The following is a 1213-nucleotide window of genomic DNA, read 5'->3' as shown; positions in this document are numbered from 1 at the left end:
TGGTTAAGTTAGAAAGGGCGCACGGTGGATGCCTTGGCACTAGGAGCCTAAGAAGGACGCGACGAACGGCGAAACGCCTCGGGGAGCTGTAAGTAAGCTTTGATCCGAGGATATCCGAATGGGGGAACCCACCATCCGTAATGGGATGGTACCCGTATCTGAATACATAGGATACGAGGAGGCAGACCTGGGGAACTGAAACATCTAAGTACCCAGAGGAAGAGAAAGCAAATGCGATTTCCTGAAGTAGCGGCGAGCGAAACGGAAACAGCCCAAACCAAGAGGCTTGCCTCTTGGGGTTGTAGGACGTCTCATACGGAGTAAGAAAAGACGAGGATAGGTGAAGCGATCTGGAAAGATCCGCGGTACAAGGTAACAGCCCTGTAGCCGAAATCCTCGTCTCTCCGAGACGGATCCTGAGTACGGCGGGACACGTGAAACCCCGTCGGAATCCGGGAGGACCATCTCCCAAGGCTAAATACTCCCTAGTGACCGATAGTGAACCAGTACCGTGAGGGAAAGGTGAAAAGCACCCCGGAAGGGGAGTGAAAGAGATCCTGAAACCGTGTGCCTACAACTAGTTGGAGCCCATTTACGGGTGACAGCGTGCCTTTTGTAGAATGAACCGGCGAGTTACGATCCCGTGCAAGGTTAAGCTGAATAGGCGGAGCCGCAGCGAAAGCGAGTCTGAATAGGGCGAAATAGTACGTGGTCGTAGACCCGAAACCGTGTGATCTACCATGTCCAGGGTGAAGTTCAGGTAACACTGAATGGAGGCCCGAACCCACGCACGTTGAAAAGTGCGGGGATGAGGTGTGGGTAGGGGTGAAATGCCAATCGAACTCGGAAATAGCTGGTTCTCCCCGAAATAGCTTTAGGGCTAGCCTCGAGGGAAGAGTATTGGAGGTAGAGCACTGATTGGACTAGGGGTCCCCACAGGATTACCGAATTCAGTCAAACTCCGAATGCCAAATACTTATCCTCGGGAGTCAGACTGCGAGTGCTAAGATCCGTAGTCAAGAGGGAAACAGCCCAGACCATCAGCTAAGGTCCCAAAGTATACGTTAAGTGGAAAAGGATGTGGAGTTGCCCAGACAACCAGGATGTTGGCTTAGAAGCAGCCACCATTTAAAGAGTGCGTAATAGCTCACTGGTCGAGTGACTCTGCGCCGAAAATGTACCGGGGCTAAACGTATCACCGAAGCTATGGATT

General features: G+C 52.3%; 1 rRNA gene. It reads left to right on the top strand.

Features of this window, described 5'->3' with window-relative positions:
- Position 1: 1 nt before the first annotated feature.
- Positions 2 to 1213 (top strand): 23S ribosomal RNA (locus JCM9140_RS21960); the annotation flags it as partial.

Source organism: Halalkalibacter wakoensis JCM 9140 (assembly GCF_000513095.1).
Taxonomy (GTDB): domain Bacteria; phylum Bacillota; class Bacilli; order Bacillales; family Bacillaceae_D; genus Halalkalibacter; species Halalkalibacter wakoensis.
This window is presented reverse-complemented; position numbering and strand designations above follow the sequence as displayed.